The organism is Faecalicatena contorta, from assembly GCF_021531895.1.
Lineage (GTDB): Bacteria > Bacillota > Clostridia > Lachnospirales > Lachnospiraceae > JAFBIX01.
The window spans coordinates 15,227-33,493 of the sequence record NZ_JAFBIX010000024.1 but is presented as its reverse complement, the minus strand read 5'-3'; the positions used below and the strand labels follow the sequence as shown (position 1 = coordinate 33,493).

Sequence of the window (18,267 nt, the reverse complement as noted above, 5' to 3'; positions counted from 1 at the left end):
ATCGGTTCTGACAAGGTCAATCCGTCACGAATTTCCAATATTTACATAAAATAATATATAGTCATCCAAGGAGGTTCCTATGGAACAAGTATTAGAATTAAAACATATCCACTATGCTTACCACACCCTTGAAGGAGAGACTCCCACTCTTACGGATATATCCTTTTCACTAAACAAAGGAGAATTCGTATCCATAGTAGGACCTTCCGGCTGTGGCAAATCTACACTTCTCTCCCTGATTGCCGGTCTGCTGACACCAGAAAAAGGTCTGATAAAAATTAATGGAAAATATCTGCGGGAAAGTACTACAAATGTTGGCTATATGTTACAGCATGATGAACTTTTTGAATGGAGGACCATCTATAACAATGTAATTCTTGGTCTGGAGGTACAGCATATGCTGACAGCCCGAACAAAAGAAAAGGCTCATGAATTACTCAATATGTATGGTCTGAAACAATTTGAGAATTCCCGTCCTTCGGAGTTATCCGGTGGAATGCGTCAAAGAGCTGCATTAATACGTACCTTGGTGCTAGAACCTGATATCTTACTTCTGGATGAACCTTTTTCTGCTCTGGATTACCAGACACGCCTTAATGTTGGTGATGACATTGGTCAGATTATCCGCCACGAAAGAAAATCTGCACTTCTTGTCACCCATGATTTGTCAGAAGCAATCTCATTGGCAGATCGTGTCATCATCCTATCCGGACGACCAGCAACAATAAAACAGACCATACCGTTAATTTTTACTCTGGATACCGACACTCCGTTAAACAGACGTAATGCCCCAGAATTTAAAACATATTTCAATCTAATCTGGAAGGAGTTGAATACAGATGAGTGATCTATCTCAAGGTCAACAGCAATACCTTTTAAATCACCGAAAACATCAGCGTATTGTACGAATTTCCAGAATCTTGATTCTTCTAAGTTTCCTCTTTATCTGGGAATTCACGGCAAATATAGGAATCATTGATTCATTTATTTTCAGCAGCCCGTCCAAAATTGCTCTGTGTTTCTGGAATATGGTGCTTGATAAAAGTATTTTTCTTCACATAGGAATCACACTGTATGAAACCATCATAAGCTTCCTCTTAGTTACTGCCATCGGAGTCTTGGTGGCAGTTGCTCTATGGTTCAGTTGTAAGCTTTCTGAAATTTTAGATCCTTATCTGGTGGTACTGAACAGTCTCCCAAAATCAGCTCTGGCTCCTTTACTCATTGTATGGCTGGGTGCGACAAAAACGACAATTATTGTTGCCGGTATGTCAGTGGCGATCTTTGGAAGTATCTTAAGTCTATATACCAGTTTTACAACCGTAGATCCAGGAAAGATCAAATTAATCTACACCTTACAAGGCAGCCGCTTTCAGGCATTGACAAAAGTTGTCATTCCAAGTTCAATACCTGCGATCATCAGCAATATGAAAGTAAATATCGGGCTTTGCCTGGTAGGTGTTATTATTGGAGAATTTCTGGCAGCAAGAAATGGTCTTGGATATCTGATTATCTACTCTAGTCAAGTATTTAAAATGGATTGGCTTCTGATGAGCATCGTTCTTCTATGTATTATGGCAATGCTTCTCTATTCGCTGATCAGCATTCTGGAGACATGGTGCACAAAACATTATTAGCAGAGTTCTTCGATAATGCAACACAGGAGATGCAACACATCGCACCTCCTGATACATATTTCTTATATCTTATCTATTTTATTGCGCAGCTTCATCATCTTCTTATCCAATGCAGCGATCTCTTCGGAATACCCTTTTAATTCCTTCGCCACTTCCTCTGCTCCAGACACATTCTTCTTATAAATCAACTGATAATCCAATACAGACCAGAAGTCCATAGCCGACGTACGGATCTGAATCTCCGCTCTTTTTATCTCAGAATGTTCCCCGAGATAAATCGGAATCTCAACAATCATATGAAGACTCATATAGCCATTCTTCTTCGGCTTTTCGATGTAGTCCTTAATCTTAATGACTTCTACATCACTCTGTTTTTGAAGCATTTCTGCAACCTTATACACATCATCAAGAAATAAACACACGATACGAATCCCAATCAGATCATTCAGCTTTTTCTTTGCTGCCGCAAAATTCCTTTCATAATCTTTTCGGAGCAATTTTGCGTGAATACTGTCTGGTTTTTTCAGTCTGCTGCTGACCTCCCGAATAATTTCTCTGCCATACTCACGTGACAATTGTTCATTTATTATATTGATTTTTGCTTTTAATATTCCCACTACATATTGATAGCGCAGTTCATACTTTTCTTTTTCCATATCTGCAGCAATCTGCTCTATCTCTTGTTTTACTTCCTTTTTAATCTTACATTCCTCCAGTCTATATCCTGTTTCCTAATACTATTATAATGCAAATCCTATGTTACAACTATCAAATTTATGTTAAAAAAAGAAAAACTACAACTCTAATCTAAGAGCTGTAGTTTTATTTTAAGCTGGAAATCGGACTTGAACCGACGACCCCTTCATTACGAGTGAAGTGCTCTACCGACTGAGCTATTCCAGCGTTCTGCTGCTACGATCAGCAGTCACAAATATTATTATAGCGAATTTCAAAATATTTGCAAGAACTTTTTTCTATATTGTTATATATTTTACTCATGTAATCTTCGAATCATCTTATACACAATCTCACTTTCAGTGACCAGAGGTTTTTTGTGCGCGAAGAAAATGATACCGTCAGTCGGTGCTAACACTTTACATATTTCTTCCCCTTCATATGGATCTAAGATCTCTCCTAATACATCTCCCATATGAACCTCTTCTCCCGGCGATTTCAGACGACGGTAGATTCCAGATGCATTGGTTTTAACAATCGTTAGTTCCTCTTCTTTAATGATGCTGGCAATATAGCCATTATGACTGTTATATCTTAGAATTCCCATCCTTGTCAAAAAACGCAGAACTGCTGATACAGCCTGACGTGCAGATTCCTCATCTACGACATCAGTCTCACTGGTATAGACTGAAAAAGCACTGGTCTCCCATACTTGCCAGTTATAGTTCAATGTCGTTGTATCAATAGGTTTTGGTTTTCTTACCACTACATACGGAAGCCCAAACAAAGTTGCCAAACTCGTATTCTGATATCCGGTCTCCATCATGCGAACATGAGGTACAAAATCTCCCGGAAGATAAAAACTGGCGAACTGGATTCCATAGCTGTATTCTTTTACGCATTCAAACACACCCGCTGCAATTCGCTGTGTTGTCTCACCCTTATCATATCCTGGGAACATACGGTTAATATCTGTATTATCCACTGCCCAGAATCGTTTCCCAATATTCATGGCATGATGATTCACAGAAGGAATTACCATGATCTCATTATCCGATACAATCGCACCATGCATTTCCAGCTCTTTCAATTTTTTCACCAATTGAGAACACACATATAATTGCTGTACCTCATTTCCTCGAATCGCTCCAACAATACAGACAGATTTTCTTCCGCTGCCAAAACGATATCCCGTAACTTCCAGTTTCTCCCTATATGGAGAGTCCAATGTATAGATGACTTCTGTTTTCATTCTTCCGCACCTCCAAGGATCCGATTCAAAAGAGAACCACTGTATACAATCGGATATTCTCTCCGGGTAAATACTTTTCCTGTAATTGGTGCTTTAACCTCCTCCAGCACACTTCCTGTCAGTGGATCTACAATTTTTCCCAACACATCTCCTCTCATTACTTCATCAAAGATTCTGGCATCAGGAAGATAGATACCTGGATGATCTGCATTTACAAATCCGATTGCCCGGTCTGAAGATATCAGCGGCTCTCTGACAGATTCAACCGAACCACTCCAGATTCCCATTTCTTTCATAAGATTTAAAATTCCATCCACCAATTGATATCCATAATCTTTTGTTATTCGCATGCCAACACCCATCTCAACAACCAGAGTCGGTACGCCGATCATATTCAAACTATATGCCAAAGTAGACTCCAATACCGTTGCTGCCGCATGTATCCACACAAAATCTACATTTAGCAGCCTCGCATATGGTACAAGTTGATCTGCTGTTTCTTCATTAATTCTTACCTGCGGCATTTCTTCCAGATAAATATTGCTGGCATGAATATCGATGCACATATCTGCCCCCTTTAGATCAGACATCAGACGACTTACCATTGTTTCCATCATTGGTCCTTCTTCGCTTCCAGGAAATATCCTGTTCATATCCAGGTCAAACATGGGAATTCCCCGGGTAATCGAATCAATTCCCAAGGGATTAAATGCCGGATATATATCTACAATTCCATGCAGGTATTCTGGGTGTTTCTGAATCCTTTGATTTAACTCATAACACACGAATTGACCTTCCAATTCATCTCCATGCGTTCCTGTTACGATCCCAATTCTTTTCATATTATCGGATGTCTCTTCCGGCATCAGACGATTCTTTTTTATTTCCAGACGTTCATCTACCGGAAGTCCCATAGACACTACTGTCTCGACCATCTATATTTCCTCCACATTTACATAGATTTTCTGTGACTGGCAGGCCTGTCCGCGAAACAATCCCTTATCCAGTACACAATCCCCATAATCTCTTCCATGGGCCAATTTTATATAATAATCATCTACATGCAGATGATTCGTCGGATCCAGTCCATACCATCCTTCTCCTGTATAGATTTCCACCCAGGCATGGGTATAGCCTTCTCCGATCATAAGTCCATTTACATATCTGGCAGGAATCCCCTTCATACGGCACAACGCAATCATAATATGTGCATAGTCCTGACAGACTCCTTTTCGCCCTTTCCATGCTTCACCCGCTGTCGTATGAATATTGGTACTTCCAGTAACATAAGAAAAATCCTGATAGATTGCATCCATAATCTGCACAGCGGCTTTCAGATGATCTTTCGATGTGATTTTCAAAGAATTCCCATATTTTTTTAATTCCTCAGAAGGCTCTGTAAACCTGGAAGGGAATCTATACATTGGATGAAGCGGACAACGTTGCACCTGCATTCCAGACACAATAGCCATCCCCTCCACTTCATATGCAAACCGCATATGGTTATTCGCATAATGACCCACATATTTATGATTGCCAAATCCATCAATGACTTCATCCAGGCTATCTGTTGGGCTTACATATCTACTTGTAATCTGTATCTTCTGTACATCATTTGACGTCGGCACACAACGCAAAGCAAAGTAATGATCACATACAGGCTGATCGAATCTTAACTCCATCCTGTATGTGAACTGTAATGACTTCATGTTATCTCACCTCAATAATATTTCCCAGACAATCGAGAAGTTCCTGATCTCTTCCTGCCATTTTTTCTGGACAAGATAATTTATCATGAATCATACCTGCTATTTTTTCTAATGTTGACGCATCATAATACATCGGTGTTTTATGCAGACGATTCGTAAGTTTACTGAATTCTTTCTCGATATCTTTTGTGTGATACTCCAAACGAATATATAAATCTAACCTTTCTACATATTTTCCGCATTTCATAATATTGCGGCACTCTTCATCTTCCACATAATCGTCTACGCATCCCCAGAATGCCAGAAGATCATCAAGCACTGACTGTAATTCCAGAAGCGGCGCCATCTCACGCTGCTCTTTTTCAAATACGTCCAGTGCCATCTGCATATAACTGAGCACATTACTGCTCAGTTCATCCCGAAGAACAATTGCATTGTCAAAAGCCCTGTTCATATTCGAATACAAAGAATCCGGATTATCTTTTCCATAAAGATAAGATTCAGCAAACTGCTGATTTGATGTATAGATATCAGGAATATTCAATCTTTCACAGTAATATGTATAGCTTCCTTCCGGTGCCTCTATCATATCATCAAAAACCCGAAAAAATTTTCTCAGTGTCGTATATACACGTTCTGTGTACCTTCCTAACCAATACAAATGATCCAGTTTTTCTATTGAGATAATACCCATGTGTCTTTAAATCCTCCTCCCTGTGATGAATTTACTACGAACGAATCCGGATTCCTGGAAAATCTGGTTAGCCCACTCGGCCAAACTTGTGTTTTCTCGCCAGATAATACAAAAGCTCTTAGATCTGCTTTCCTTGGAACCCGTTCGTCTCCCTCTATAATGTGAAGATCCTGAAAATCAATCACTTCTTGTGCTATAAACCTTCGGGCTTCTTTCTGAACTAACGCTTTCATATCTTCCAGCTTTTCTTTTGTCAGTTCATTTCCAAAGATAACTCCGTAGCCTCCAGCTTCGGCTACATCTTTGATAACCAGCTTGTCCAGATTCTCCAGGACATATTTACGGTCCTCTTCATAAAACGGAAGATATGTCGGCGCATTCTTAAGAATCGGTTTTTGATCCAGATAATACCGGATCATCTTCGGTACAAAATAATAGATACCTTTATCATCCGCAATTCCATTACCAGGTGCATTTACAATCGCTACATTTCCCGAGCGATATACATCCATGATATTTGGAACACCAATCAATGATTCCGGATTGAACGTCATTGGATCAAGATATTCATCTGAAATCCGTCGATAAATGACGCCTACTTTCTGTTTTCCACCACGGAAATCCCTGTAATATAATTGATTTTTTTCTACGAACAAATCACTGCACATTGCCAGCACACTTCCTGTTCGTTCTGCAAGATAAGAATGTTCAAAATATGCGGCATTGTATCTTCCGGGTGTCATTATGACCCTGATGCCGCCTGTATTAACATATTCCATCGTATCCGTCAGCATCTTTGCATAATTACGATTGTCAATGATCGGATTCGTCCGGAAAGTCTCCGGTGCTACTCTTCGTTCCAATTCACGCGCAATCAGAGGATATGACGCACCTGAAGGTATTCTGAGATTATCTTCTAATATATACCAGCTTCCATCCTTTCCCTGTACCAGATCAATTCCTGAAATATGGCTGTATATATTCTTCGGAGGGCAGGCACCTTCACATTCCGGAAGGTATCCGGAAGATGAAAACACGAATTCTTCTGGAATCACTCCATCCTTAATTATCTTCTTTTCTCCATACACATCTTTCAAAAACAGATTCAGTGCATCTACTCTCTGAATAAGTCCTTTTTCCAACAATGCGAAATCATTTTTCGTAATAATTCTCGGTATCGCATCGAAAGGAAAAAGCTGTTCATGAAATGTCTGATTTTTGTAAATTCCAAACTTGACCCCATAACGTGCCAGTAATTTGTTAATTCCTTCGACATGATTCACTAGATATTCCATATTTCTCACCTTCCTAAATGAAAAAATGTTCTCCTTACAGAGGATTAACCGTAAGAAGAACATCCTTGTCCGTAATAATAACAAAAGGCACCTGATTTTTCAGGCACCTTTGCTTACTATTATATTACTCGTCCGTTTAAAATTTGTCAATTATTTTTCGCCATATGCACAGACAGCTTTGGATATGGTATCTCGATACCCTGAGCATCCATCGTCAACTTAATATTCTCTAGCACACGCCATCTGGTCTCCCAGTACACTTCACTCTTCACCCATGCTCTGGCACCGAGAACTACCGCACTTTCTGCCAATTCATCCACAAATACAAGTATTTCTTCATCCTTCTCGACACTTTCATCGTTTCGCAGAATTTCTTCAATCAATGATTTTGCCTGCTTCAGATCTGCTTCATAAGAAATGGATACTTTAAGATCAAGTCTTCTTTCGTCCTTTGCCGTTGCATTGGTAAGACTACTATTCGTCAACATACCATTTGGAATGACAATGGTTTTATTATCTATCGTACTAAGCTTTGTATAGAAGATCTGAATCTCTTTCACTGTTCCTTCATTTTTATTGGTGTCTTCAATAATATAATCACCAACTTGGAATGGTTTCAAAATCAGTATAAGAACACCGCCAGCAAAATTAGACAAACTGCCCTGCAATGCAAGACCAATTGCCACACCACCAGAAGCGACCACCGCTGCCACTGAAGTCGTATCAACTCCCAATTCCGATACCAGACTAAATATCAGCAAGAAATAAAGACCAAATTTTAAAACAGAATCTACAAACTGTTCGACACCTTTATCGGCATTGGATCTTTCCAAAGATCTGCGTACAATCTTTCGAATCCATTTGATAATCATTCTGCCAATGAAAAAAGCTACCAACGCCATCAAAACTCTGATTCCGAAGCCAATCATCGAAGGAACACTGTCCTGTATATACTGGACAAACTGATTCATCTCTTCTACCGTATCTTGTGTAACTTCTGCCACCTCATTCGTTGTCTCTGTTGCCATCTTTTCCTCCTGTTATGCTTTCAAAGCCAGCAGTGCACTTAAGTTTCCTCTTTTTTCCCCAGTTGTTCTATGAGAAAAAAAGATATCTGGATTACAATGTGTACAGACATTCGTCACTGCTATATGTTCTTTCTTAATTCCTGCCTCCATCAATACAACCTGGTTTGCTTTCCAAAGATTCAACTGGTATTTTCCATTTTCTTTTTGATAGAATAATTCTGAACACAAACTTTTCTCAAAATTATTCCGAAACTGCTCAATAACTTCTTCGCTCACTTCGTAACAATCCTGACAAATTGATGGACCAATTGCTGCAATTACATCTTCCGGCCTCGTTCCATAAGCATCTCTCATCGTCTCTACCGTAACTTTTCCCATCTTATGAACAGTACCTCTCCATCCGGAATGACTCAATCCAATCGCTTTCTTCACAGGATCCACAAAATACAATGGAACACAATCTGCGTAAAACGTTACCAGACAGATTCCCGGTACGTTCGTCACCAATCCGTCCGTTTCCAAAAAACGTCTGCCTCTGTCTTTTGGTTCCACTACTGCAACATTCGTCGTATGTGTCTGATTCGTATAAGTAAAACTATCTGCATCAACTCCAATTGCCGTTGCAAGTCTCCTCTTATTCTCTTCAATCGCCTTCGGATCATCACCTCTGGTTGTGCTGATATTCATCGTTGAGCAATATCCAGTACTGACACCTCCAAGCCTGGTTGAAAAACCATGCGTTACAACACCAGTATGCTCAAGCAGTGGATAAGTAAGGAATGGCACACCATTGACCTCTTTTTCATCAAAAATGTGTTCATGATTTTTATATTTTAATCCCAGACTCATTTCTTGATTCTCCTATTCTCCAATATAATCAAAAGCATTTTTATACAGTGTAATTACATTACCTTCAATGCTCACCACATCAAAGCGGCAGCTTATATCCTGCAGTCCATGCAGCATAATATAGTACAATGCACATTTAGAAATCACTCGTTGTTTTCTGTAGTCAACAGCTTCCGCCGGGTGCCCACTTCCAGAGTCTGAGCGATATTTCACCTCACAGAACACCAGATATTCTCCATCTCTGGCAATGATATCAATCTCTCCCATGCGGCAGCGATAATTATACTCCAGAACTTCATATCCCTGCCCTTCTAAATATGCTCCTGCTTTTTTCTCATATTCTGTACCGATTTCCCGTCTGTTCTTTTTCATATACCTCCGATTTATTATACGAAGTTCTTAATAAATGTTGTTCTATGAATTGGGGAAGGTCCCAACTCCTTCAGACCAGCAATATGCGCTTTTGTTCCATAACCTTTATTACTGGCAAAATCATACCCTGGTATCACTTTATCATATTCTACCATCATGCGATCTCTTGTTACTTTTGCGATAATACTGGCCGCAGCAATAGATATACTTTTTGCATCCCCTTTGATAATCGGAACTTGCAAAATATCTACCTCTGGTATCGTAACAGCATCATTCAGCAAAATATCCGGATGTACCTTCAGATTGGAAACAGCGATTCGCATAGCCTCATATGTCGCCTGAAGAATATTAATCTCATCAATTCGTGCCGGACTAACAATTCCAATTCCTGTTGCGACCGCTTTTTCCATAATCTCATCATACAAAGCTTCTCTCTTTTTCTCCGACAACTTTTTCGAATCGTTTAAATATAAAATAGTCTCATTTTTCGGCAAAATTACAGCTCCTGCCACAACCGGGCCTGCAAGAGGGCCTCTTCCTACCTCATCAATTCCGCAGATATACTGGCACTGACTATACTCTCTTTCGTATACACTCATACTCTCTATGCGCGCCAGTTCCTTCTCTAATTTTTCCTGCTGCTTGCGGAGTCTATCCTCTTCTCGTTTATTCATGCTTAATAACTCCCATTTCATCAAACGGATAGATCCGAACCCATGCTCTTCCTATCAGATTCTTACGTTTCAACACCCCAACGCTAGGATCTCTGCTGTCAGAGCTGTGATTACGGTTATCTCCCAATACAAAATACTCATCGTCTCCCAGTGTAATTGGTTCTGCTGCAATTCCGGGTGAATTCATCGCCTCTGCGCCATAGATATCACTGTCCAGAAGGTTTCCATCAATATAAACGTATCCATCAATTACCTGGACCGTCTCCCCTGGAAGCCCGATAATACGTTTGATATAATATGTATTTTCCTCATATTGGTATGGAAATACGATAATATCATAGCGTTTTGGTTCTCTAAAACGATACGTCAGTTTATCCACGATCAGATTATCACCGTCACTTAAGGTCGTCTCCATGGACGAGCCACTTACTCTGGTCCTCTGCCCCACAAACGTAATGATCACGTATGTAAGTCCAATAATAATCAATATGTACAGAAGCCATCCTAGCAATTCTCGGATAATGCCTCTTTCTTTCTCTTCATTTCTTTTATCCCTTGCCATATTATAATCCCCTTTCTGGTTCACTAGTAGATTCTATCACACTTCCTGCGGATATTCTAGTGTCAGTCTCCCCAGCCTCCCATTTCGGAAATCATCCAGCAGCAAAACTGCCGCCTTTTCAGTATCTAACTCATTTCCTCTTATCAGACAATGTCTGCTCTCTGCAATCTGTCCAAGCATAATATATACATCTGCAGCCGAATCGACATGATACTTTTCTTCCAGTATCCCCGGATAATATTCATTCAAGAATCCAATCAACTCTGCCGCCAGTTCCTCTGTATTCAAGATTTCATCCTTAATGGATCCGATAAATGCCAGTTTTAAACCAACACTTTGGTCTTCAAACTTTGGCCACAGAATTCCCGGTGTATCTAAAAGTTCTACCTGTTTATTCAGTCGTATCCACTGTTTCCCTTTTGTAACGCCTGGTTTATTTCCAGTCTTAGCACATGCTTTTCCTGCCAGAGAATTGATAAAGGTCGATTTCCCTACATTTGGAATTCCAACCACCATTGCACGAACAGGTCGGTTTAGAATCCCTCTCTTTCGATCTCTTTCAATCTTCTCCTTACACGCTTCCTGAATCACGCCATGGATAGACTTCATTCCACCGCCTTTTTTGGAGTTGACTTTCACTACAGAAAACCCCTTTTTTCGAAAATATTCTGCCCATGCATCATTCCATTTTTCTTCCGCAAGATCAGCTTTATTTAAAAGAATCAATCTCGCTTTATTCTTTCCCAGTTCATCAATATCTGGATTTCGACTACTGACTGGTAATCTCGCATCCACTAGTTCAATGACCAGATCAATTAATTTTATATTCTCCTGCATCATACGTTTTGCTTTCGTCATATGACCAGGATACCACTGAAAATGCATACTTTTTCTCCTCTATCTGATAAATCCAAAATCTTTCTTAGGTGACAGGACAAACCATGCCTTCCCGTATATATACTCCCGTTTTACATTACCGATATCTGCATTCCGGCTGTCTTCACTGCTCTTGCGATTATCTCCCAGCACAAAATACTCATCTCCGTCAAGCTGTATCTTCTCATTGACAATTCCTACATCATCAATATCGGTAGTTTCATAATCTTCTTCCAGTTTTTCACCATCAATATAAATATGGTTCTCCATGATTTCAACTGTTTCGCCCGGAAGACCAATAATTCTTTTAATATAGTAGTGGGCATTTTCATTTCCTTTTGGTTTAAATACAATGATATCTCCTCGTTTTGGAGTTGTAGCATTATATACTATCCGATTGACCAATACAACATCTCCATTACTCAACACTGGATTCATAGAATCTCCAACTGTACTTACCTGCTGTCCAAAATACCACACCGCTACAAAGGCCAGAAGACATACTACTGCAATTTTAAAAATCCATTTCCCAACAATAGACAACTGATGCAGATTCATACGGAACTTCTTTTTTCTTGATTTTCTGACCGGCTTTGTTCTCTTCCTTACCCGTCCAAATCCAAGTTTTTTTCGTCTACGCTTCATAGTTTCCCCTTATAACACAAAAAGGACAATATACAATATGTACTTGTCCTTTTCTCACTGTTTCTTATTTTACTAATTCTCTTACTTTTGCTTTCTTACCAACGCGATCTCTTAAGTAGTAAAGTTTAGCTCTTCTTACTTTACCTCTTCTTACTACTTCAACTTTTTCAACATTTGGTGAATGCAGTGGCCATGTCTTCTCAACACCGATTCCGTTAGAATTCTTTCTAACTGTGAATGTTGCTCTTGCTCCGCCACCCTGTTTCTTCAGGACAGTTCCTTCGAAAACCTGAATTCTTTCACGGTTTCCTTCTTTGATTTTTCCATATACTTTTACAGTATCTCCAACGTGGAATTCAGAAACAGAATCTTTTAACTGCTCTGCTTCAATGTTCTTAATAATATCGTTCATTATGTGTGACCTCCTTATTTACTTGGATGTTCTTAATACTTCATTGTACCAGAGGACCATCTTTTTTCTTCACAACACGCTATATAATATCATATTTATACCTATTTCGCAAGGGTTTTTTGCTTTTATTTACTCTAATCTGATTCTTTCCATTTCAATCATCAGAGAATCCGCCAATCTGCGTTCTGCTTCCGTCAATTCAGCTTTTTCCAACAGATCCGGTCTATTCTTCGCAGTTCGAATAACGGATTGCTCCCTTCTCCATTTTTCAATGTTCGCATGATGTCCGGACATCAAGACTTCCGGTACTCTTTTATCATGCCACACTTCTGGGCGGGAATATTGGGGATATTCTAACAGATTGTCCTGAAAACTTTCAAACTCTGCGGATACATCATTATGAAGCACTCCTGGCACAAGTCTGGAAATTGCATCTACCATGATCATAGCCGGAAGTTCTCCTCCTGTCAGCACATAATCACCAATGGACACGTAATCCGTCACAATTTCCTCTAACACACGCTCGTCGATTCCTTCATAATGTCCACAGAGAAAGACCAGCTCTTCTTCATTTGCAAATTCCTCTGCCATATTCTGGTTAAAGGTCTTCCCTTGTGGTGAGAGATAGATGACTCTTGGCTTTTTCCCAATCTTCTCTTCTACAGCCTGATAACACTGGTATACCGGCTCCGCCTGCATCAACATCCCGGCTCCACCACCATAAGGATAATCATCGACACTATTATGTTTATTGAAAGCATAATCTCGGATATTAACAGCTTCTATCGAAAGCAATCCTTTATTCATTGCCCGACCAATGATGCTGGTATCCAGTCCTTGCATTACCATTTCTGGAAATAATGTCATAATATAAAACTGCATCCATTTTCTCCTTCTAAATCAAACCATTCATCACATGAATCTTCATCTGTCTATTTTCTATGTCCACATCAAGAATGCACTCCTTGATTGCCGGGACCAGGACTTCTCCTTCTGAAGGATGTTCAATCACATACACATCATTAGCTCCTGTTTCCATAACATCCTTAAGGATTCCAAAATTCTCCCCTTCGTCGGTGATTACTTTCATGCCAATCATATCTGCAATAAAGTATTCACCTTCCTCAAGCGGAACAGCATTCTCACGCTCAATCAAAAGCGGACATCTTTTATATCTTTCAATATCATTTATATTATCAAAGCCTTTAAATTTTAAGATCACAAATTGTTTAAAAAACTTTACACTCTCAATTTCCAAAGGCAGTGTTTCTTTCCCTGTATCTAACATCACATGCTTCAGCTTTTTAAACCGTGCAGCATCATCCGTTGTCGGAAATACTTTAACCTCTCCACGGACTCCATGTGTCTGAGTAATTACCCCTACCTGTAATAATTGTTCCATATAATTCTCCTTAAGATATAAACAGGGACAGACAACAATCTCTCGCGCCTGTCCCCGAATGAAAGGGGCTCTCCCCATTCATATTAATCCATAATATCAACGATGACCTTCTTGTCTTCTTTGGCTGCCGCTGCTTTTACGACAGAACGGATTGCTTTGGCAATACGTCCCTGTTTTCCAATGACCTTTCCCATATCAGAATCTGCCACATGTACTTCCAGGATCGTTGTCTTTTTTTCTTCTCTCTCGTTCACAACAACACTGTCTGGATCGTCAACTAATGCTTTCGCAATTACTTCCACTAATTCTTTCATAACGCGCACCTCCAAGGCAAGAATTATTTTTCAATGCCTGCTGCTTTAAAAATCTTGCTTACAGCTTCTGTAGGCTGTGCACCGTTACTTAACCATTTCTTAGCTGCTTCCTCATCAACTGTAATTGCACTTGGATCACAATTTGGATCATAAGTACCAATCTCATCAATGAATCTTCCGTCTCTTGGAGACTTAGAATCAGCTACGATGATTCTATAGAAAGGAGCCTTTTTCTGTCCCATTCTTCTTAATCTGATTTTTACTGCCATTGTATTTCACCTCCACAATTTTTTCATTATTTAATATCTATATAACGCGATATACGCGATATATCATATTTAGAACGGCATACGGAATTTGCCTTTTCTGCCGCCTTTTCCCATCATCTTCATCATCTTTTTCATCTCGCCAAACTGTTTAACCATACGATTAACTTCACTGATGTCAACACCTGCACCTTTGGCAATCCGATGCTTTCTGGATGGGTTCAGAATGTCTGGATTTCTTCTCTCTTCCGGTGTCATAGAATAGATGATTGCTTCCATCCTTGCCATATTTTTTTCTGCCTGTGCTGTCTGCTCATCATCAAGGCCTTTCATCTTGCCAGCCTTTCCTCCAAGAGCGCCAAGTCCAGGCATCATACTCATGACGCTTCCAAGACCTCCCATGCTTTTCATCTGCTTAATACTTTCCAGATAATCTTCAAAATCAAATTGATTTTTCTTCAGCTTCTGGGTCATCTGCTTTGCTTTTTCTTCATCGATCTCTGCTTCCGCTTTCTCGATCAGAGTAAGCACATCTCCCATTCCCAGAATACGTGAAGCCATTCTGTCCGGATAGAACTGTTCCAGATCTGACAGTTTTTCTCCCATACCAACATATAGAATTGGCTTTCCGGTGACTGCTTTTACTGACAACGCTGCACCGCCTCGTGTATCACCATCCAGCTTTGTAACAATCACACCGTCTACACCAATCTTCTCATTGAAGTCTTTCGCCACATTAACTGCATCTTGACCAGTCATGGCATCAATAACCAAAATTGTCTGATGAACGGTAACTGTCTCTTTAATTTCTTGTAATTCAGCCATCATATCTTCATCTATATGAAGTCGTCCGGCCGTATCCAGAATCACGATATTATTCCCGTTTTTCTGAGCATGTTCTATGGCAGCTTTGGCGATATTAGATGGTTTATGATTCTCTCCCATGGCGAATACTTCTACACCTTGCTTTTCACCATTCACCTGTAACTGCTTGATTGCTGCCGGCCTGTAGACATCACAGGCTACAAGCAGTGGCTTTTTGCCTTTTAATTTATATTTTCCTGCCAGTTTTGCAGTAGTCGTGGTCTTACCTGCTCCCTGAAGACCAGCCATCATAATGACGGTAATTGCACTTCCCGGCTGCAGCTGGATCTCAGTAGTCTCTGAACCCATCAGCTTGACCAGTTCTTCATTAACGATCTTGATTACCATCTGCCCAGGATTCAGACCATTCATAACATCCTGGCCAATTGCTCTTTCCTGAACACTTTTAATAAAATCTTTAACTACTTTGAAGTTTACATCTGCTGCAAGCAAAGCACGCTTGATCTCCTTTAAAGCTTCTTTTACATCATCTTCGGTGAGACGTCCCTTACTTCTCAGATTTTTAAAAACGTTTTGAAGTTTTTCTGTCAAACTGTCAAATGCCATACTATAACTCCTCTATAATCTCATCGGATATCCTGCGGATGCTGACAATCAGTTCTTCTGCATTCTCTTCATGATAATCATCCAGCAAATTGTCTATCTTTTTTACCTTTTCTTTGATAGCCAGAAATTTTTCAATCAGATGAAGCTTATCTTCATATCCCTTCAAAGTCTGATTACAACGTCTGATCAGATCATGAACTCCTTGACGGCTGATACCAGCTTCTCTGGCGATCTCTCCAAGTGACAGATCTTCCAGCACGAATTGCTCATAGATTTCTTTCTGATGATCCGTCAGCAATTCTCCATAAAAATCAAATAATAAGGCTTGTTCCAGAATCTCATTCACATTTATCACCTGTGATATCATACACCAAAGCACAATAGGTGTCAAGTGTTTTTTCTTGACACCTTTGTTTTTATCACTTTTTTCTAATTTCCCCCGAGAATCTGGTCAATTCGTATGCATCCCCATCCTTGTACTATGCCATTTGGCTGTCGTTCACAAGTATCATGTAGCTTTAATTTCAATTCTACATTTCCTGCTTCAGGATATTTAGAAAAGTATAATGCCGCAGCTCCAGCTACTACCGGAGTCGCCATTGATGTTCCACTTTTTCTTGTATATGCATTTTTTCTTTTCGGGTATGCATAATTACAAGATACTATTTGATATCCCGGCGCCACAAGATCCGGTTTCACTACACACTGCCTGGTTGGACCGATTCCCGAACAATTTCGTTTCATAAATGGTTCGCTCATCACACCGACTGTAATGACTTTTCTGCTATTTCCCGGAATTGCAATTGTTCCTTCTCCAGGACCATGATTACCTGCTGATACGACCACAGCAATCCCTATATCCCACAATCGTTCCACCGCCCCCATTAATTCCTTTGCTTTTGTCTCGTCAAGATCTATTTTTGCACCGACTGAAAGATTGACAACCTTGATCTGATATCGCTCTTTGTTCTTCCTGATCCATTGTAGCCCTTCTAAAATCTGGATGATACTTCCTTCTCCCTTTTCATCTAATACTTTTACAATTATGAGCTCTGCCTCTGGCGCTATCCCGCTATAATATCCTTTTGACATTCTCCCATCACCAGCAAGAATTCCTGCCACATGCGTTCCATGACCACTGTCATCATAGATCTCTAATCTATGATTCACACAATCTTCAAATGCCAGAACTCTTCCTTTAAAATCAGGATGAATAGCCATTCCTGTATCTAATACAGCCACTCTTACCCCCTGGCCAGCAACATGTTCTTTTATTATCTCAGGACACCAATAATGAATCCGTTGTTTTACTTTATACATATATAAATATCCTTTTTTATCAGAATATTCATTATATTCTCAATCCGATACTTTCTCATGGCCTGCCAGACTTTTTCAATATTCAAATTGATTTCTCTCATAATTTGTCGTAAGATAAATATATTCTATATTCACGTATATGATTAGGGGATTTTAAGGGGAGAATATAATGAACGACAAGAACTATTATGATATATTGGGAGTTTCTATGAAAGCTTCCTTAGATGAGATTACTGCCGCCAAGACTGCTCTGGCTAAGCAATATCATCCAGATGTAAATATAAAAAAAGGGATTGACACCACAGAACAGATGCAAGAGATCTTAGAAGCATATCATGTTCTGTCCAATCCCGAAAAACGTGCAGAATATGACCGAGAAATTTCCGGCAGCAAAAAAGTTATGCAAACTTTTGATCTACACAATATGGAAGAGACAGACGAGGAATCTTCTCCAACTTTTGTCACTTATTGGAAAGCTGCCAATTCTCTGTATGACATTGTTGTAGAAAGTGACGCACTTTTCAAATCAAAGGACAACTCCAGCCGACTGGCTCAATTGTCCATGCAGGCACTAAAATATATTGTTCTGCTTCGCAATGCTTCTATTCCGGAAAGATATTGGCATCCTGATATCATGAACTGGCTGCTTTTTCGCTGGTTCCAAAACCGCAATTATACCATTGCTTATCTATTAACACTATATGACGATTATGCCAAAGAAAGTATCTCTGCAATCGACAAATTAAAATTACAAAAGAAAAATTATCAGTTTCAGCATTCTGTAAAACGCTTGGTAAAATATTGATTTTACATTTTCACACATTGGAATCTACCGCATATTATGTACTGTAAAC

General features: G+C 39.7%; 24 protein-coding genes and 1 tRNA gene. 3 read left to right on the top strand and 22 right to left on the bottom strand.

What is annotated here, in order from left to right; translation table 11 throughout:
• The first annotated feature begins 79 nt into the window (after positions 1-79).
• Positions 80-847 (top strand): ABC transporter ATP-binding protein, encoded by a 768-nt coding sequence (locus JQM81_RS10365; protein ID WP_235233514.1) that lies wholly within the window; start codon positions 80-82, stop codon positions 845-847.
• The gene (locus JQM81_RS10360; RefSeq protein WP_235233512.1) at positions 840-1,637 is read left to right on the top strand and encodes an ABC transporter permease; all 798 of its coding nucleotides are present in this window, start codon (positions 840-842) and stop codon (positions 1,635-1,637) included. Before JQM81_RS10365 ends, JQM81_RS10360 begins: the two co-directional genes overlap by 8 nt.
• Positions 1,638-1,699: 62 nt before the next feature.
• Here the strand turns inward: JQM81_RS10360 and JQM81_RS10355 are convergent, their stop codons facing one another.
• From JQM81_RS10355 to JQM81_RS10250, 22 genes are all read right to left on the bottom strand, one after another.
• The gene (locus JQM81_RS10355) at positions 1,700-2,293 is read right to left on the bottom strand and encodes a GTP pyrophosphokinase (RefSeq protein WP_235233511.1); all 594 of its coding nucleotides are present in this window, start codon (positions 2,291-2,293) and stop codon (positions 1,700-1,702) included.
• A gap of 174 nt (positions 2,294-2,467) precedes the next feature.
• Positions 2,468-2,540 (bottom strand) — tRNA-Thr (locus tag JQM81_RS10350).
• A gap of 88 nt (positions 2,541-2,628) precedes the next feature.
• Entirely contained in the window at positions 2,629-3,564 is a 936-nt protein-coding gene (locus JQM81_RS10345) for a M14 family metallopeptidase (protein WP_235233510.1), read from the bottom strand.
• Positions 3,561-4,499 carry a M14 family metallopeptidase gene (locus JQM81_RS10340; RefSeq protein ID WP_235233508.1) on the bottom strand — a complete coding sequence of 313 codons (939 nt, stop codon included), beginning with the start codon at positions 4,497-4,499 and terminating at the stop codon, positions 3,561-3,563. Before JQM81_RS10340 ends, JQM81_RS10345 begins: the two co-directional genes overlap by 4 nt.
• Positions 4,500-5,273, bottom strand: a complete 774-nt coding sequence (locus JQM81_RS10335; protein ID WP_235233507.1) for a transglutaminase-like domain-containing protein — start codon at positions 5,271-5,273, stop codon at positions 4,500-4,502.
• 1 nt (position 5,274) lies between these two features.
• Positions 5,275-5,967 carry an alpha-E domain-containing protein gene (locus JQM81_RS10330; RefSeq protein WP_235233506.1) on the bottom strand — a complete coding sequence of 231 codons (693 nt, stop codon included), beginning with the start codon at positions 5,965-5,967 and terminating at the stop codon, positions 5,275-5,277.
• A complete protein-coding gene (locus tag JQM81_RS10325; protein ID WP_235233505.1) occupies positions 5,949-7,262 on the bottom strand; it encodes a circularly permuted type 2 ATP-grasp protein in 1,314 nt (437 codons plus the stop codon). Before JQM81_RS10325 ends, JQM81_RS10330 begins: the two co-directional genes overlap by 19 nt.
• 146 nt (positions 7,263-7,408) lie before the next feature.
• Positions 7,409-8,290, bottom strand: coding sequence for a mechanosensitive ion channel family protein (locus tag JQM81_RS10320; RefSeq protein WP_235233504.1), 882 nt, complete (start codon positions 8,288-8,290; stop codon positions 7,409-7,411).
• Between the two features lie 12 nt (positions 8,291-8,302).
• A complete protein-coding gene (gene pgeF / locus JQM81_RS10315) occupies positions 8,303-9,139 on the bottom strand; it encodes a peptidoglycan editing factor PgeF (protein ID WP_235233503.1) in 837 nt (278 codons plus the stop codon).
• A 12-nt stretch (positions 9,140-9,151) separates the two neighbouring features.
• Positions 9,152-9,511 (bottom strand): YraN family protein, encoded by a 360-nt coding sequence (locus tag JQM81_RS10310; RefSeq protein WP_235233501.1) that lies wholly within the window; start codon positions 9,509-9,511, stop codon positions 9,152-9,154.
• 14 nt (positions 9,512-9,525) lie between these two features.
• A complete protein-coding gene (locus JQM81_RS10305; protein WP_235233499.1) occupies positions 9,526-10,185 on the bottom strand; it encodes a ribonuclease HII in 660 nt (219 codons plus the stop codon).
• Positions 10,178-10,747, bottom strand: coding sequence for a signal peptidase I (gene lepB / locus JQM81_RS10300; RefSeq protein ID WP_235233497.1), 570 nt, complete (start codon positions 10,745-10,747; stop codon positions 10,178-10,180). The genes JQM81_RS10305 and lepB (JQM81_RS10300) overlap by 8 nt, the downstream gene beginning before the upstream one ends.
• 36 nt (positions 10,748-10,783) lie before the next feature.
• Positions 10,784-11,632, bottom strand: coding sequence for a ribosome biogenesis GTPase YlqF (gene ylqF / locus JQM81_RS10295; RefSeq protein ID WP_235233496.1), 849 nt, complete (start codon positions 11,630-11,632; stop codon positions 10,784-10,786).
• Positions 11,633-11,644: 12 nt separating this feature from the next.
• Positions 11,645-12,268, bottom strand: coding sequence for a signal peptidase I (gene lepB / locus JQM81_RS10290; protein ID WP_235233495.1), 624 nt, complete (start codon positions 12,266-12,268; stop codon positions 11,645-11,647).
• A gap of 64 nt (positions 12,269-12,332) precedes the next feature.
• Positions 12,333-12,680 (bottom strand): 50S ribosomal protein L19, encoded by a 348-nt coding sequence (gene rplS / locus JQM81_RS10285; protein WP_235233494.1) that lies wholly within the window; start codon positions 12,678-12,680, stop codon positions 12,333-12,335.
• Between the two features lie 129 nt (positions 12,681-12,809).
• Positions 12,810-13,562: a tRNA (guanosine(37)-N1)-methyltransferase TrmD gene (gene trmD / locus JQM81_RS10280; protein WP_235233492.1), complete on the bottom strand. Its 753-nt coding sequence runs from the start codon at positions 13,560-13,562 to the stop codon at positions 12,810-12,812.
• 13 nt (positions 13,563-13,575) lie between these two features.
• Entirely contained in the window at positions 13,576-14,082 is a 507-nt protein-coding gene (rimM, locus tag JQM81_RS10275; RefSeq protein WP_235233490.1) for a ribosome maturation factor RimM, read from the bottom strand.
• 83 nt (positions 14,083-14,165) lie between these two features.
• A complete protein-coding gene (locus JQM81_RS10270) occupies positions 14,166-14,396 on the bottom strand; it encodes a KH domain-containing protein (RefSeq protein WP_235233488.1) in 231 nt (76 codons plus the stop codon).
• Between the two features lie 23 nt (positions 14,397-14,419).
• Positions 14,420-14,665 carry a 30S ribosomal protein S16 gene (gene rpsP / locus JQM81_RS10265; protein WP_235233486.1) on the bottom strand — a complete coding sequence of 82 codons (246 nt, stop codon included), beginning with the start codon at positions 14,663-14,665 and terminating at the stop codon, positions 14,420-14,422.
• A 69-nt stretch (positions 14,666-14,734) separates the two neighbouring features.
• The gene (gene ffh / locus JQM81_RS10260; protein ID WP_235233484.1) at positions 14,735-16,093 is read right to left on the bottom strand and encodes a signal recognition particle protein; all 1,359 of its coding nucleotides are present in this window, start codon (positions 16,091-16,093) and stop codon (positions 14,735-14,737) included.
• A 1-nt stretch (position 16,094) separates the two neighbouring features.
• The gene (gene ylxM / locus JQM81_RS10255; protein ID WP_235233529.1) at positions 16,095-16,460 is read right to left on the bottom strand and encodes a YlxM family DNA-binding protein; all 366 of its coding nucleotides are present in this window, start codon (positions 16,458-16,460) and stop codon (positions 16,095-16,097) included.
• A 62-nt stretch (positions 16,461-16,522) separates the two neighbouring features.
• On the bottom strand, positions 16,523-17,413 hold the full coding sequence (locus JQM81_RS10250; protein ID WP_235233482.1) for a S8 family peptidase: 891 nt from the start codon (positions 17,411-17,413) through the stop codon (positions 16,523-16,525).
• A gap of 169 nt (positions 17,414-17,582) precedes the next feature.
• On the opposite strand from JQM81_RS10250, the gene JQM81_RS10245 reads away from it, so the two are divergent.
• Complete coding sequence (locus JQM81_RS10245; RefSeq protein ID WP_235233481.1) at positions 17,583-18,218, top strand: DnaJ domain-containing protein; 636 nt, start codon at positions 17,583-17,585, stop codon at positions 18,216-18,218.
• The last annotated feature ends 49 nt before the right edge of the window (positions 18,219-18,267 follow it).

Bases quoted from the DNA above. Each gene is read 5' to 3' on its own strand.
- JQM81_RS10365 (WP_235233514.1), top strand. From the start codon at position 80: ATGGAACAAGTATTAGAATTAAAACATATCCACTATGCTTACCACACC.
- JQM81_RS10360 (WP_235233512.1), top strand. From the start codon at position 840: ATGAGTGATCTATCTCAAGGTCAACAGCAATACCTTTTAAATCACCGA.
- JQM81_RS10355 (WP_235233511.1), bottom strand. From the start codon at position 2,293: ATGGAAAAAGAAAAGTATGAACTGCGCTATCAATATGTAGTGGGAATA.
- JQM81_RS10345 (WP_235233510.1), bottom strand. From the start codon at position 3,564: ATGAAAACAGAAGTCATCTATACATTGGACTCTCCATATAGGGAGAAA.
- JQM81_RS10340 (WP_235233508.1), bottom strand. From the start codon at position 4,499: ATGGTCGAGACAGTAGTGTCTATGGGACTTCCGGTAGATGAACGTCTG.
- JQM81_RS10335 (WP_235233507.1), bottom strand. From the start codon at position 5,273: ATGAAGTCATTACAGTTCACATACAGGATGGAGTTAAGATTCGATCAG.
- JQM81_RS10330 (WP_235233506.1), bottom strand. From the start codon at position 5,967: ATGGGTATTATCTCAATAGAAAAACTGGATCATTTGTATTGGTTAGGA.
- JQM81_RS10325 (WP_235233505.1), bottom strand. From the start codon at position 7,262: ATGGAATATCTAGTGAATCATGTCGAAGGAATTAACAAATTACTGGCA.
- JQM81_RS10320 (WP_235233504.1), bottom strand. From the start codon at position 8,290: ATGGCAACAGAGACAACGAATGAGGTGGCAGAAGTTACACAAGATACG.
- pgeF (WP_235233503.1), bottom strand. From the start codon at position 9,139: ATGAGTCTGGGATTAAAATATAAAAATCATGAACACATTTTTGATGAA.
- JQM81_RS10310 (WP_235233501.1), bottom strand. From the start codon at position 9,511: ATGAAAAAGAACAGACGGGAAATCGGTACAGAATATGAGAAAAAAGCA.
- JQM81_RS10305 (WP_235233499.1), bottom strand. From the start codon at position 10,185: ATGAATAAACGAGAAGAGGATAGACTCCGCAAGCAGCAGGAAAAATTA.
- lepB (WP_235233497.1), bottom strand. From the start codon at position 10,747: ATGGCAAGGGATAAAAGAAATGAAGAGAAAGAAAGAGGCATTATCCGA.
- ylqF (WP_235233496.1), bottom strand. From the start codon at position 11,632: ATGCATTTTCAGTGGTATCCTGGTCATATGACGAAAGCAAAACGTATG.
- lepB (WP_235233495.1), bottom strand. From the start codon at position 12,268: ATGAAGCGTAGACGAAAAAAACTTGGATTTGGACGGGTAAGGAAGAGA.
- rplS (WP_235233494.1), bottom strand. From the start codon at position 12,680: ATGAACGATATTATTAAGAACATTGAAGCAGAGCAGTTAAAAGATTCT.
- trmD (WP_235233492.1), bottom strand. From the start codon at position 13,562: ATGCAGTTTTATATTATGACATTATTTCCAGAAATGGTAATGCAAGGA.
- rimM (WP_235233490.1), bottom strand. From the start codon at position 14,082: ATGGAACAATTATTACAGGTAGGGGTAATTACTCAGACACATGGAGTC.
- JQM81_RS10270 (WP_235233488.1), bottom strand. From the start codon at position 14,396: ATGAAAGAATTAGTGGAAGTAATTGCGAAAGCATTAGTTGACGATCCA.
- rpsP (WP_235233486.1), bottom strand. From the start codon at position 14,665: ATGGCAGTAAAAATCAGATTAAGAAGAATGGGACAGAAAAAGGCTCCT.
- ffh (WP_235233484.1), bottom strand. From the start codon at position 16,093: ATGGCATTTGACAGTTTGACAGAAAAACTTCAAAACGTTTTTAAAAAT.
- ylxM (WP_235233529.1), bottom strand. From the start codon at position 16,460: ATGATATCACAGGTGATAAATGTGAATGAGATTCTGGAACAAGCCTTA.
- JQM81_RS10250 (WP_235233482.1), bottom strand. From the start codon at position 17,413: ATGTATAAAGTAAAACAACGGATTCATTATTGGTGTCCTGAGATAATA.
- JQM81_RS10245 (WP_235233481.1), top strand. From the start codon at position 17,583: ATGAACGACAAGAACTATTATGATATATTGGGAGTTTCTATGAAAGCT.